The following is a 12,456-nucleotide window of genomic DNA, read 5'->3' as shown; positions in this document are numbered from 1 at the left end:
CATGAACACGCCTTCCATCGCCAAACGGGATTTCGGCCGCTGGCTGCCCCTGATCGGCCCCCTGGTGTTATTCGTGGTCTGGGATCTGACCGTACGCCTGGCCCTGGTCAGCCCGGTATTGCTGCCCACTCCCGTGGCGACCATCACGGCGCTCTTGCAAGGCATGGCGGGCGGTCCGCTGTTGGGCGATTTCGCCGCCTCGGTGAGTCGCACCCTGCAAGCCTTTGTCCTCGCGGCCGTGATCGGCGTGCCGCTGGGGGTATTGCTCGGCAGCAATGAAAGGCTTTACCGCAGCGTGGAATTTCTCATCGACTTTTTCCGCTCGACGCCCTCGTCCGCCCTGATCCCGCTGTTTCTGATGATCTTTGGCGTCACCGACATGAACAAGGTCGCCATCGCCGCCTTCGCCGCCTTGCTCGTCATCCTGTTCAACAGCGCCTATGGCGTGATCAACGCACGTAAACAGCGGGTCATGGCCGCCCGGGTCATGGGCGCCTCGCGCTGGCGCATTTTCAAGGATGTGCTGCTCTGGGAAAGCCTGCAATACACCTTTGTAGGCCTGCGCGGCGGGATCTCCATGGCTTTAGTGATCGTGATCGTGGCCGAGATGTTCATCGGCGCCGAAAACGGGCTGGGCAACCGCATCATCAACGCCCAGCAAGTCCTGAATGTGCGCGACATGTATGCCGCCATTCTCGCGGCCGGCGCGCTGGGCTATGCCCTGAACATTCTGTTCCTCGTCATCGAAAAAAGCATTGTGCACTGGAGTGGCCGATGAGCACCGTCATTAATCCCGTCATCTGGCCGGAACCCCCGGCCGCGCCCTTCGTACCGGGACCGGCCGGCACCCACATCACCATCCGGGGGCTGACCAAATACTTTGCCGGCGCGCCGCTCTACGAGAACTTCGACCTGAACATCCCCAAGGGCAAGATCGTATCGGTTTTCGGCCCCAACGGCTGCGGCAAGTCCACCCTGATCAATATGATCGCCGGCCTGATTCCGATCGATCGGGGCGAGATTCTGTTCGATGGCAAGTCGCTGGCGCAAACCAAGATCGGCTACGTGTTTCAGAACTATCGGGAAGCGCTGTTTCCCTGGTTGCGCACCATTGACAACATCGCCTATCCCTTAAGGCTAGAAGGACGCAGCAAAACCGAGGTGCAGCGCCGGGTCGAAGAACTCGTCGCCTCCTTCGACGTCAAGTTCGATCTCAACCGCTACCCCTACGAGCTGTCGGGCGGGCAACAGCAGACGGCATCGATCATGCGCGCGCTGGCCCCCGGTCCCGAAGTGCTGTTCCTGGATGAACCTTTCTCGGCGCTGGATTTCGAGATGACCCTCTTCATCCGCGAAAAATTGCAGGAGGTCTACATGCAGACCGGCACCACCATGTTGCTGGTCTCGCACGATCTGGAAGAGGCGGTCTACCTGGCCGATGAAATTCTGCTGCTGACCAAGCGCCCCACTCAGGTCGCCGACATACTGCGCTATGAGGACCCGCGCCCGCGCACCGTCGAAACCTTGAGCGAACCGTCCTTCATCGCCGCCAAGAAACTCAGCCTCGAAATCTTTCAACGCGAAGTGAGGAAATGACCATGGACACCATCGAACGCTACGTCCGCAGCGCATTGATTCTGCAAGGCTATGAGCTGCCGGAAACGGCAATCCAGGAGGTGGCGGCACAGTTCGAGCGCATCGCAGCCATTGCCGCCACTTTCACCGGCGAGGCATTGAGCGCCGAGCCCGCTCCGGTGTTCCGCGCATGAGCAGTCTCCTCGACATCGCCGGGCAGATCCGCTCGGGCCAGCGCAGCGCCGCCGACGTACTGGAAGACTGTCTGGCTCGCGTGCGTGCCGACAGCAGCAATGCCTTCACCGCCATCACCGAGGCGCGCGCGCGCCGCGAAGCGGCCAGCATCGACGCCCGGCGGGCCAGCGGCGAGCCGCTGCCGCCGCTGGCCGGTGTGCCCTATGCCGTCAAAAATCTGTTCGACGTGGCAGGGCTTGTCACACTGGCGGGGGGCCATGTCAATGCGGGCAATGCCCCCGCGCAGCACGACGGCCCCTTGATCGCCCGGCTGCAAGCGGCCGGCGCCGTGCTGGTCGGCACGCTCAATATGGACGAACACGCCTACGGCTTCACGACCGAAAACAGCCATTACGGCGCCTGCCGCAATCCTCACGATACGCAACGCATTGCGGGCGGTTCTTCAGGCGGCAGCGCCGCGGCTGTCGCGGCCGGCCTGGTTCCGCTGACATTGGGCTCGGACACCAATGGGTCGATCCGGGTGCCCGCGTCGCTGTGCGGGATATTCGGCCTCAAGCCGACCTATGGGCGCCTGCCGCGCTCAGGCAGTTTTCCCTTCGTGTACAGCCTGGACCATCTCGGCCCCCTCGCCAGCTCGGCTCAGGACCTGGCCGCCGCCTATGACGTTTTGCAAGGTCCCTGGCACGAAGATCCCGTCTGCGCCCAGCGTGCGCCCGAAGCCGTGTTTCCCCTGGGCACACCCCGCCCCTTGCGTGTCGGCATCCTGGGCGGTTACTTCCATGACTGGTCCGGCCCGCAGGCGCGGCGTTCGGTGGCGATGGCGGCCGAGGTCTTGGGCGCGCGCGACGTGGTCGAACTGCCGGATGTCGAGGCTGCCCGCGCCGCCGCCTTCATCATCACAGGCGCCGAAGGCGGCGCGCTGCACCAAAAGCGCCTGATCGACCATTACGCGCATTACGAACCCTATTCCCGCGACCGCCTGGTCGCAGGCAGCCTGATTCCCGCTACCTGGGTCACGCAGGCGCAAGGCGTGCGGCGCCGCTTCCAGCAAGCCGTGCTGCCGCTGTTCGAGCGTTTTGATGTGCTGATCAGCGCGGCCACACCCGTACCGGCCACAATGATCGGCACGGAAACCCTCACACTGAACGGGCAGTCGCTGCCGGCCCGCGCCAGCATGGGTTTGTTGACGCAGCCCATCTCCTGCATCGGCCTCCCGGCAGCCGTCGCGCCGCTCTGGCAGGGCGAGGGCAGCTCGGCCCATCTGCCCCTGGGCGTGCAGTTGATCGCGCCGCCCTGGCGTGAAGACCTGTGCCTGGCCGCGGCGCAGGCACTGGAAGTCGCCGGGCTGGCAGTCTGCCGGAGGCCGAAAACGTGACAGGCACCGGGCCACGCTCTCGCGCCGACGCGGTCTATGAGGCAGTCAAACAGGACATCCTGGACTACCGCCTGGCTCCCGGCGATCGCTTCACCGAAACCGAGATCGCCGACCGGCTGTGCGTGAGTCGCACACCGGTGCGCGAAGCGCTGTTCCGGCTGCAACGCGAGGGATATCTGGACGTGCGCCATCGCAACGGCTGGCTGGTGCGGCCGCTGGACTTCGACACGCTGGATCATGTTTACGATTTGCGTCTGGTGCTGGAGCAGGCAGCCGTCCAAAGGCTATGCGCGGGCAATGGCGAGGCAGCGGCCCCTCTGCGGCAACTGGCCGCCATCTGGCTGATTCCGCAAACGCAGCGGCTCGCCGAAGGCGAGCCGCTCGCCCGCCTGGACGAGGCGTTTCATATGATGCTCGTAGCGGCTGCCGGCAACCCCGAGATGGCCCGTATCCATCGCGAAGCCAGCGAACGCATCCGCGTCGTGCGCCGCCTGGATTTCACTCAGGCAGACCGCATCGTCAAAACCTACGAAGAACATGGTTTGATTCTGCAGGCCATCCTGGCCAGAGACAGTAGCCAGGCGGTAGCCCTGCTCCAAGCGCATATTGCAGCCAGCCAGGCCGAAGTACGAAAAATCACCTTGCATCGTCTGTACTCGGCCCGTCACGCCGAAGCAAAAAGCCTAGGCGATCCGGGCCACGCCGAGCTGGCCTAGCCGCGCATGAACTTCATCGCGGCGTTCAAACCGGGGGCGGGTGCCCCGCTTTCACTGCACGGCGCCTTGTCCGGCCTGGCGCCGCGCCGCCGGCGTCGCATGCAACCAGCGGTGCAAGAGACGCGTGATCACCGGAATGCAAACAAAAGACAGCACCGGCGTCATGCTGGCGGTGGTCACGAGCACACGCCAGAACAGCGGCAAGGCGCTCAATTGCTCGTTAAGCAAGGTCGAGAACAGCAACAGCATCGGAAAATACGCGATCCAGGTACTGATGGCCTGTTTCCAGCGCGGCGGCGTGATCTTGCGCTCGCCGAACCAGCTTTCGATGCCGCTGACACGATGAATCGCGCTCTCGCGCACCAAGGAGGCGCCGCGCTCGAGCCACATCCGGCGCGGCAGCGAATTCTCCCAACGCTTGAGGTTGGCCTCATCAGTGAAACGCAACACGATCTGATAAAGATCGCCGCCCTCGGGCGGCTGCAACACGCCGCAGCCGAGAAAACCGGGAAACCCGGCGGCGAGAATATTGCCCTGGCGTATCCAGGCCAGAAAATCACCATAGCGCTCCGGAGCAATCCGGCGGGAGATCAACATCGTGACAGGGGCGGCGGACATTTCAAACTCCTTGATGGTCAGCGATCGAATACCGACCTCAATGCTTACCCTAGCAATCGGCATGCCAGCATTGCAGCGCAGCATGCTCCCTCTGGGAGGAAGGCATTCCCGCCCCGGTCAACCCGGTTTCTGCACCGCACCCTACACCACCCTGGTGAAAACCCGCAGTTCATGCACCATTACGGTGCCTTCTGGAGCTTTCATGTCAACCGTCATCAACCTGCCCCATGTCCTGGCTGAAGTGCATCTCGCCTTTTCCCGCTACGAGGCCGCTCTGGTCAGCAACGACATTGCCGTCCTGGACGAATTGTTCTGGAACAGTCCTCATACCCTGCGCTACGGCGCGACCGAGAATCTCTATGGTTACGACGAGATCAAAGCCTTTCGCGCGCAGCGGCCCGCCGCCGGCTTATCGCGTGAGGTCTTGCGCACTCAAGTCACCAGTTACGGAGAGGATTACGCCACCACCCATATCGAATTCCGCCGGGCGGGCGATCCCCGTATCGGCCGCCAAAGCCAGACCTGGCTGCGCACCCCCGAAGGCTGGCGCGTGGTGGCGGCGCACGTGAGCCTGATGGCCTGAGTCGCATTGAGGCAGGGCCAGGACAGGTCTACACTGAGTCCTCCTCTCACACGCAGGAGCACGGACTCATGACGACCCACAACATTGCGGTATTTGTCGGCAGCCTTCGCAAGGCCTCATTGAATCTGCGTTTGGCCCAGGCCCTGGAAAAATTGCTTCCCTCGCATTTGAAGTTTCACTACGCGGATCTGGACCTGCCTCTGTATAACCAGGATCTCGAAAGCGAGCTGCCCGCCAGCGTGGCCAGGGTCAAACAACTGATCAAGGACGCCGACGGCGTGCTCTTCGTTTCCCCCGAGCACAACCGCTCCATCCCTGCCGCCCTGAAAAATGCCATTGACTGGGGCACCCGGCCGCCAGGTCAAAACGTCTGGATCGGCAAACCCGCTGGCGTGATCGGCACCTCGCCCGGTTCGACAGGTACCGCTATGGCTCAACAGCATTTGCGTAATGTTCTGGCCGCCGAGGGCATCAATGTGCTGACCACGCCCGAGGTTTTTCTGCAAATGAAGGAAGGCCTGATCGATGAGCACTACCAGATCACCAACGAAGACACCCGAAAATTCCTGCAAGCTTGGGTGGATCGCTATGTCAGCTGGGTTGAGCGCTTTGCCAGCTGATTAGCCGGGCGGACATCGGGCAATGGCTTATCCCCGCCCGATGTGGAAAAGCTTGAGGACAGACTGCGGGCAGTGTGAAATTCTCATTTCATATCAATGACTTGAAATAACTGCTCAAGAATTGATCAAGAAGCGACTTTAGGCATGGAGTTGTCCCCGCATTGTGTGGATAAGCATGAGGACAGCTTGCCCGCATTTAAAAAAAACCCTTATAAATCAAACCTATCAAGTCCTTCGTGCGAAAAAAGAGCAGCACAGGGTAAACCCGGAAACCATAAGCGCCGTCAAGCGGACCCCAATTTTCTACCCAAGGCTTATCCCCCGATTTTGTGGACAAAACGCTTGATAGCTCAGGCACAAAGCAAAAAACTTGCGCTGTATCAATCACTTATCCATCACGATCACTTTTTGCGCAGCGGCTCACCTCTCCGAGAAAGAAAGATCAGGCCGACACTTATCCCCACGCAATGTGGATAAAGACCGGGATAGCTTGCTGGGAAACAAGAAAAAGTCTTACCGGGCAAGCGATTACGCTTGCTGATCAAACAATGATCAGCAAGAGCGATGAAACAACCACGCCGCCATCCGCGGCTAGGCAATCTTATCCACGCTGAGTGTGGACAAGGCGCTTGATAGCGGGCGCATAAGACCTAAAACATGATGTCGCTCAATGCTTTGCGCGCCATGCCCAAAAACTGACCCGCACCGGAATGCCGCCAGGAAACGGACGTAGGGCGAGGTCGGCGACTATTTATCCCCGTCCCGTGTGGACAAAGCACTGAACAGATTCGGGGCAAACGGAAAAACTGCCGATCAGCCTTAGACTTACGCCGCATGAGCAATCATTGACCAACGCACTCAGGGCGTCTGCTGCCGCAGGCCCCGGATATTTATCCCAGACAAATGTGGATAAACACATGAATAGCCTAGGCACAAGCCAAAAAACCACCGATAAAACAAACACCTGCGAACAGTGCGCAAACAATGCGCACAAAAACAGAGAACGTGGACCCTCGGGACGCAGATGTCGCGATCGACGGGCCGGCGCTTGCTGCGCAGCAAGTCTTGACGGCCACTGAAGCGCCCTGCACAGGGCACGAGCCCCCTGCGGCACTTCCCTCAAAGATTCGAGTACGCCACGACGAGCGTGGCCGCTTGCAGGCCGCCTCCCTTGCTACACTGGCCGCCTACCGCAAAACAGCGCGCTCCCGAATCGGCGCAGATGTCACGGCGATGAAATACCGGCTAAGCCTCGGGCATCGGCCCCCGTCTTGTTGGCGCAGGTGGACCATCCGCTCTGACATCCCGCCACACACAGCCCCTGCGACGAAAGCTATTAAGTGATTGAATTGAATGAGTACAGTTGATTCGTCTTCGCACACCCCCATGATGCAGCAATACCTCCGGCTCAAAGCCGAGGCAGGTCCCTTGCTGCTGTTTTATCGCATGGGAGACTTCTATGAGATGTTCTACGAAGACGCCGAGAAAGCGGCGCGCCTGCTGAATGTCACGCTGACCAAGCGCGGCACCTCCAACGGCGCTCCCATTCCGATGGCTGGCGTGCCGGTCCACGCCATGGAGCAATACCTCGCCCGCCTCGTCGCACTGGGCGAATCGGTGGCCATCTGCGAACAGATCGGCGATCCGGCCGCCGCCAAAGGCCCGGTGGAGCGCCGTATCGTACGCATCGTCACGCCCGGCACGCTGACCGACGATGCGCTGCTGCCGGCCAAGGCAGACCGTGCGCTGGCGGCTGTCTGCCTGTCCGGCAAGCGCGATCCGCGCGCCGGCATCGCCTGGCTCAATCTGGCCAGCGGCGAATTCCATGTCACGGAATGCGCTCCCGCCCAACTGGACTCCGAACTGCATCGCATCGGCCCCGCCGAACTCGTTTATGCAGACAGCACCGAACTCGACATCACCTACTCCGGCGCACGTTCGCGGGTGCCGGATTGGCACTTCGAGGCGGATGGCGCGCGCTCGCATCTACTGACGCACTTCCAGACCGATTCGCTGGCCGGCTTTGACATTGAAGACATGCCCGTCGCCGTGTGCGCGGCGGGCGCCTTGCTGCGCTATGCCGCCCGAACGCAATCCCAGGCACTGGCCCATGTGCAGACCATTAGCGCCGAGCGCGCCGGCATGTATGTCCTGATGGACCCCGTCACCCGGCGCAATCTGGAACTGACGCAGACATTATCCGGCGAAGAGGCCCCCACGCTATTTTCCTTGCTGGATGACTGCCGCACGCCCATGGGCAGCCGCCTGCTGCGCCGTTGGCTGCATCACCCCCTACGCGAGAATGCGCCGGTCGCGGCGCGTCAGCAGGCCATCGCCACGCTGCTCTCGGCGCGGCTGGACATGGCGCAAACTTTCGGCGCAGCCGGTCTGCTGGAAACCTTGCGATCGGCACTCGGCCTGTTCCCGGATATCGAACGCATCGCCGCGCGGCTGGCCCTGCGTTCCGTGCGTCCGCGAGAACTCGCCAGCCTGCGCGATGCGCTGGCCACGCTGCCCCAGCTACAGACGCTGGTCGCGCCTTTGAGCGCTTCGCCACGCCTGGCCGAGCTGGCCACGCAACTTACCCTGGACCCGGCCATCGCAGACCTGCTCGGCCGCGCCATTGCCCAGGAGCCGGCGCTGGCCATCCGCGACGGCGGTGTCATCGCCAGCGGTTTTGATGCAGACCTCGACGAATTGCGGCTACTGGCCGCTGACAGCGGCGAGTTTCTGGTGCAGCTCGAAGCACGAGAACGCGAGCGCACGGGCATTTCCAATCTGCGCGTTGAATTCAACCGCGTGCATGGGTTTTATATCGAAGTCAGCAAGGGTCAGACAGACAAGGTGCCTGAGGACTACCGCCGCCGTCAGACCCTGAAAAACGCCGAACGCTACATCACACCCGAACTCAAGAGCTGGGAGGACAAGGTGCTGTCGGCCCAGGACCGTGCGCTGGCCCGCGAGAAGTGGCTGTTCGAACAGGTGCTGGACGCACTGTCTGCCTATGTGCGCCCGCTCTCCGACGCCGCTGCGGCACTGGCCGAACTCGACGCGCTGGGCAGCCTCGCCGAACACGCACGCCGCCACGAATGGGTGGCCCCGGATCTGCTCGAAAGCGCCGAGATCGATATCGACGCGGGTCGTCATCCGGTTGTCGAACACGCCATCGAACGCTTCACGCCGAACCACTGCCGGCTCGACACCACCCGCCGCATGTTGTTGATCACGGGCCCGAATATGGGCGGTAAATCGACCTATATGCGTCAAGTCGCCTTGATTGCGCTACTGGCGCGCACCGGCAGCTTCGTGCCGGCCCGCCGCGCCCGAGTGGGAAAAATCGACCGCATTTTCACCCGCATCGGCGCGGCGGATGACCTGGCTGGCGGCCGCTCCACCTTCATGATGGAAATGACCGAAGCCGCTGCGATTCTGGCCGCGAGCACAAGCAACAGCCTCGTTCTGATGGATGAAATCGGCCGAGGCACCTCGACCTACGATGGCCTGGCGCTGGCCTGGGCCATCGCGCAACGCCTGATTACGCATAACCGCGCGCTTACCCTGTTCGCCACGCACTACTTTGAACTGACTCGCCTGCCCTCCGAACAAGCCACCGCCGCTAACGTGCACCTGGCCGCGGCCGAATCGGCAGGCGGCATCGTCTTTCTGCATGAGGTGCGCGAAGGCCCCGCCAGCCGCAGCTACGGTATCCAGGTGGCCCAACGCGCCGGCATTCCGGCAGCGGTCATCCGCCACGCCACGCGTGAACTCGAACGCCTTGAAGCCCAGGGGGCGCCCACGCCTCAACTCGGGCTGTTCGCCGCCGCACTGGATGCCGAGGCCCAGACTCAGGCTCAGGCCGACCACGACGCAGAAAATGCTGCCCTGCTGGCCTTGCATGAGGCCCTGAGCGGCATCGATCCCGACAGCCTCACTCCGCGCGAAGCGCTGGAAGCCCTTTACCGCCTGAAGGCCCTGCAATGAATCTCGAACAAGCCCTCCCTCTGCTCGGCGGCATCTCGCCCGATGAATTCATGCGCCGCTACTGGCAGCGCAAACCCCTGCTCATACGGCAGGCCATCCCCAATTTCAAACCGCCCGAGACCATGGCCGCGCTCAAGAAAATGGCGCGCCGCGACGATGTCGAATCGCGCCTGATCTGGCGCGAAGCCGGGCAATGGCAAATGGAGGCCGGCCCCTTCGCCCGCTTGCCCAAGGTCAATGAACCCGATTGGACGCTGTTGGTGCAAAGCGTGGATCTCCACAGCGATGCCGCCGCCGAACTGATGCAGCGCTTCCGTTTCATACCGGACGCCCGGCTTGATGACCTGATGATCAGCATTGCCTCCGATGGCGGCGGTGTCGGTCCGCACTTCGACAGCTATGACGTGTTTCTCCTGCAAGCTGCAGGCAAGCGCCGCTGGCGCTATGGACGCCAGAAAGACCTGTCTCTGGAGCCTGACCTGCCCTTGAAGATTCTGAGCCGCTTCGAGCCCGAGCACGAAGCCGTTCTGGAGCCGGGCGATATGCTCTATCTGCCCCCCCAGGCCGCGCACGATGGCGTGGCGCTGGGCGATGATTGCATGACTATCTCCATCGGGTTTCGGGCCCCGACGCAGGCGGCGCTGGCGCGAGGCCTGCTGGAAGCCGCTGCGGATCAAGCCATGGCCCGCCTGGGTCTGCTGGGAGGCCCTTATGGCGAACCCGCCCTGCCCGGCCCGAGGCTGGACGGCCTTTATCGTGATCCGGGTCAAGCGGCCACCCGCCATCCGGCCGCATTGCCCGACACCCTGGTCCAGGCCACGCTCGACACGCTGGCCAAGCTGCGCTTTGATGACGCGCTGGCCAGCCGCTTTCTGGGCTGCTGGCTGACCGAGCCCAGCCAACTAGCCGTTTTCGACAGCCCGCAAGACCCTATCGATCTTGAAGACGACTGGCCGAAAAGCGGGCGCCTGGTCCTGGATCGCCGCAGCCGCATGCTCTATCGGGGTAAGCAGCTCTTTATCAACGGAGAGACCGCAATGGTGCCCGCCGACGCCGCGCTCAAGGCCCTGGCCGATGGCCGCTCCCTGGACTGCGCCGCCCCCCTCTGTAGAAAACTCTCGGACGAAGCTCGCAGCTGCCTGGCCGATTGGCTGGACTCGGGCTGGCTGCACTATCGGGCCTAAAACGCATGATGGCGGACACATCCCAACAGACAACACACATTGCGGCAATCACTGTTGCAGTTGGGATGCCACCGCTTTAATTTTCACACCCAAGCATCAGACAGATTCCTGTAGCCTGAATACTGGTTTCCCCTAATACCCATGGGATCGCCCTCATTCAAAACAGGAGCCTTCATATGATGAGCAAAACCCTGATTGTCGCTGCGGTGCTGGCCGTGGCCCTGTCCGCCTGCAACAACGAAACCGCCGCACCGGCCAACACCCCGTCGCAAACGGCGCCCGCTCCCGCAGCGGCCCCCACGCCCGACACGGCCCCCACGCCAGCGCCCACTCCGGCGCCGGAAACGGCTCCGGCCGATAGCGCGCCCGCAAGCGGCGGTACGACAACGCCGGCATCCTGATCCGCCAGCGCTAAAAGCAAACGGCCCTGACGGGCCGTTTGCTTTGGAGAGCACCGGCCCTGCGGCCGGTGTTTTTTCTTGCTGAATTACATCTTGTCTTTCAAGACGCTCAGCAGACGTTGCGCCGTAGCGCTGTTGTCGCGCTGACCGTTGGGGTCCAGCACAGTCACCTGAGTCTGATCGCCCGTACCCGACAGATGGATGCGGTACTGTGCCGCCGCTGCCTTCTTGTCACCACCGAAAAGGCGGCTGAAGAAACCAGGCTCATCATTTTTCAGGCCGGTATCGCTATCGACGTAGCGCACGAAGTAATCCCCAGCGCTGCGGTCGCGGTCATCCACGGAGAAGCCACCGGAATCCAGCGCCACACCCACGCGCCGCCAAGCCCGGTCAAAGGACTCCGACACCGTCAACATGGCGCCTTCTGCGCGCACGGTCTGCTCGACAGCAGGGCGTTGCGGTGCGGCCTCGGCCTGCGCCACCAGCTTGCGGGCCGCATCGACGTCAGTACCCAGGTAGACCATCAGGCGCGCCAGCATGGCGGCATTCAGGCCCGGATCTTCCTTGCCATTGGTCCATTGGACCTGAGCGCCATCAGGACCCGTGCGCTTTTCCAGCATCTGCGAGTGGCTGATGAAGATTTCGGTATGACCGTTGACGCGCTCGACCCGTGTGCGGAATTTCTCACGCTCGCCGCTATCCCAGGCGCTTTCCAGCACGGCGCCCAGCAACTGACGCAGCCAGCTTTCGGGGATCTTGGCGCGGTTTTCGGCCCACTCGGTTTCGATCAAACCCGAACGCGGATCATTGACCGCAACAGTAAAGCCGGTGTCGGTCCAGAAATCCACGACCTTGGGAAAGACCTGTTCCGGCGGACGGTTAACCACCAGCCAACGCAGATTGCCATCGCGCTCGACCTTCATGTCGTCGCGTTGCGGCAGCACATTACTACGCTGCGGCGCGGCGACAGCCTGCTGGCCTTGCGCCTGATACTGCGAAAACGTCGTCGAACCCGAAGCGGGCGCCTTGTATCGCGGATCGGCGTTGGCCTGGGTCAGATCGGGGGGGATGGAGAGCGGCTCGCCGCGGCGGGTGCTCTTGTAGTCAATCGATTCATCATTGCCCATGAACTGGTTGATTTCACTGCAACCAGACAACAACACCAGGGCCATCAATGCCGATATGCCGGCATGACGAGTATTCATACG

At 62.3% G+C, this 12,456-nt stretch carries 12 protein-coding genes; 10 read left to right on the top strand and 2 right to left on the bottom strand.

Annotation, left to right across the window (positions count from 1 at the left end):
* Nucleotide 1: 1 nt before the first annotated feature.
* The 5 genes from U0029_RS04545 to U0029_RS04525 are packed head-to-tail and all read left to right on the top strand — an operon-like array spanning nucleotide 2 to nucleotide 3,861.
* Entirely contained in the window at nucleotides 2-778 is a 777-nt protein-coding gene (locus U0029_RS04545; RefSeq protein WP_114852316.1) for an ABC transporter permease, read from the top strand.
* A complete protein-coding gene (locus tag U0029_RS04540) occupies nucleotides 775-1,596 on the top strand; it encodes an ABC transporter ATP-binding protein (RefSeq protein ID WP_012418231.1) in 822 nt (273 codons plus the stop codon). The genes U0029_RS04545 and U0029_RS04540 overlap by 4 nt, the downstream gene beginning before the upstream one ends.
* Nucleotides 1,597-1,598: 2 nt before the next feature.
* The gene (locus tag U0029_RS04535) at nucleotides 1,599-1,769 is read left to right on the top strand and encodes a DUF4089 domain-containing protein (RefSeq protein WP_231838513.1); all 171 of its coding nucleotides are present in this window, start codon (nucleotides 1,599-1,601) and stop codon (nucleotides 1,767-1,769) included.
* Nucleotides 1,766-3,145 (top strand): AtzE family amidohydrolase, encoded by a 1,380-nt coding sequence (locus U0029_RS04530; RefSeq protein ID WP_114852315.1) that lies wholly within the window; start codon nucleotides 1,766-1,768, stop codon nucleotides 3,143-3,145. Before U0029_RS04535 ends, U0029_RS04530 begins: the two co-directional genes overlap by 4 nt.
* The gene (locus tag U0029_RS04525) at nucleotides 3,142-3,861 is read left to right on the top strand and encodes a GntR family transcriptional regulator (RefSeq protein ID WP_049794164.1); all 720 of its coding nucleotides are present in this window, start codon (nucleotides 3,142-3,144) and stop codon (nucleotides 3,859-3,861) included. Before U0029_RS04530 ends, U0029_RS04525 begins: the two co-directional genes overlap by 4 nt.
* 51 nt (nucleotides 3,862-3,912) lie before the next feature.
* On the opposite strand, the gene U0029_RS04520 is transcribed toward U0029_RS04525, so the two are convergent.
* Entirely contained in the window at nucleotides 3,913-4,479 is a 567-nt protein-coding gene (locus U0029_RS04520) for an antibiotic biosynthesis monooxygenase (RefSeq protein WP_114852362.1), read from the bottom strand.
* A gap of 202 nt (nucleotides 4,480-4,681) precedes the next feature.
* Here U0029_RS04520 and hpxZ point away from each other — a divergent pair, with 202 nt between their 5' ends.
* The 5 genes from hpxZ (at nucleotide 4,682) to U0029_RS04495 (ending at nucleotide 11,248) form a co-directional block, all read left to right on the top strand.
* Nucleotides 4,682-5,062 (top strand): oxalurate catabolism protein HpxZ, encoded by a 381-nt coding sequence (gene hpxZ / locus U0029_RS04515; protein ID WP_114852314.1) that lies wholly within the window; start codon nucleotides 4,682-4,684, stop codon nucleotides 5,060-5,062.
* Between the two features lie 68 nt (nucleotides 5,063-5,130).
* Nucleotides 5,131-5,682 carry an NADPH-dependent FMN reductase gene (locus U0029_RS04510; RefSeq protein ID WP_012418237.1) on the top strand — a complete coding sequence of 184 codons (552 nt, stop codon included), beginning with the start codon at nucleotides 5,131-5,133 and terminating at the stop codon, nucleotides 5,680-5,682.
* Between the two features lie 1,353 nt (nucleotides 5,683-7,035).
* The gene (gene mutS / locus U0029_RS04505; protein WP_407655195.1) at nucleotides 7,036-9,663 is read left to right on the top strand and encodes a DNA mismatch repair protein MutS; all 2,628 of its coding nucleotides are present in this window, start codon (nucleotides 7,036-7,038) and stop codon (nucleotides 9,661-9,663) included.
* Entirely contained in the window at nucleotides 9,660-10,847 is a 1,188-nt protein-coding gene (locus tag U0029_RS04500) for a cupin domain-containing protein (RefSeq protein ID WP_114852312.1), read from the top strand. Before mutS ends, U0029_RS04500 begins: the two co-directional genes overlap by 4 nt.
* A 176-nt stretch (nucleotides 10,848-11,023) precedes the next feature.
* Nucleotides 11,024-11,248, top strand: a complete 225-nt coding sequence (locus U0029_RS04495) for an endopeptidase (RefSeq protein WP_162790366.1) — start codon at nucleotides 11,024-11,026, stop codon at nucleotides 11,246-11,248.
* An 86-nt stretch (nucleotides 11,249-11,334) separates the two neighbouring features.
* Here the strand turns inward: U0029_RS04495 and bamC are convergent, their stop codons facing one another.
* Entirely contained in the window at nucleotides 11,335-12,453 is a 1,119-nt protein-coding gene (gene bamC / locus U0029_RS04490; RefSeq protein ID WP_012418242.1) for an outer membrane protein assembly factor BamC, read from the bottom strand.
* Between the last annotated feature and the right edge of the window lie 3 nt (nucleotides 12,454-12,456).

Source organism: Bordetella avium (genome assembly GCF_034424645.1).
Classification (GTDB): domain Bacteria; phylum Pseudomonadota; class Gammaproteobacteria; order Burkholderiales; family Burkholderiaceae_B; genus Bordetella; species Bordetella avium.
Note: the sequence above shows the minus strand (reverse complement) of the source record. Positions and strands in the feature narration are given on the sequence as shown.

What these genes read in the sequence shown, in the direction of transcription:
- U0029_RS04520 (WP_114852362.1), bottom strand. Translation starts at nt 4,479, where the DNA reads ATGTCCGCCGCCCCTGTCACGATGTTGATCTCCCGCCGGATTGCTCCG.
- mutS (WP_407655195.1), top strand. Translation starts at nt 7,036, where the DNA reads ATGAGTACAGTTGATTCGTCTTCGCACACCCCCATGATGCAGCAATAC.
- bamC (WP_012418242.1), bottom strand. Translation starts at nt 12,453, where the DNA reads ATGAATACTCGTCATGCCGGCATATCGGCATTGATGGCCCTGGTGTTG.
- U0029_RS04540 (WP_012418231.1), top strand. Translation starts at nt 775, where the DNA reads ATGAGCACCGTCATTAATCCCGTCATCTGGCCGGAACCCCCGGCCGCG.
- U0029_RS04545 (WP_114852316.1), top strand. Translation starts at nt 2, where the DNA reads ATGAACACGCCTTCCATCGCCAAACGGGATTTCGGCCGCTGGCTGCCC.
- U0029_RS04530 (WP_114852315.1), top strand. Translation starts at nt 1,766, where the DNA reads ATGAGCAGTCTCCTCGACATCGCCGGGCAGATCCGCTCGGGCCAGCGC.
- U0029_RS04500 (WP_114852312.1), top strand. Translation starts at nt 9,660, where the DNA reads ATGAATCTCGAACAAGCCCTCCCTCTGCTCGGCGGCATCTCGCCCGAT.
- U0029_RS04495 (WP_162790366.1), top strand. Translation starts at nt 11,024, where the DNA reads ATGATGAGCAAAACCCTGATTGTCGCTGCGGTGCTGGCCGTGGCCCTG.
- hpxZ (WP_114852314.1), top strand. Translation starts at nt 4,682, where the DNA reads ATGTCAACCGTCATCAACCTGCCCCATGTCCTGGCTGAAGTGCATCTC.
- U0029_RS04510 (WP_012418237.1), top strand. Translation starts at nt 5,131, where the DNA reads ATGACGACCCACAACATTGCGGTATTTGTCGGCAGCCTTCGCAAGGCC.
- U0029_RS04535 (WP_231838513.1), top strand. Translation starts at nt 1,599, where the DNA reads ATGGACACCATCGAACGCTACGTCCGCAGCGCATTGATTCTGCAAGGC.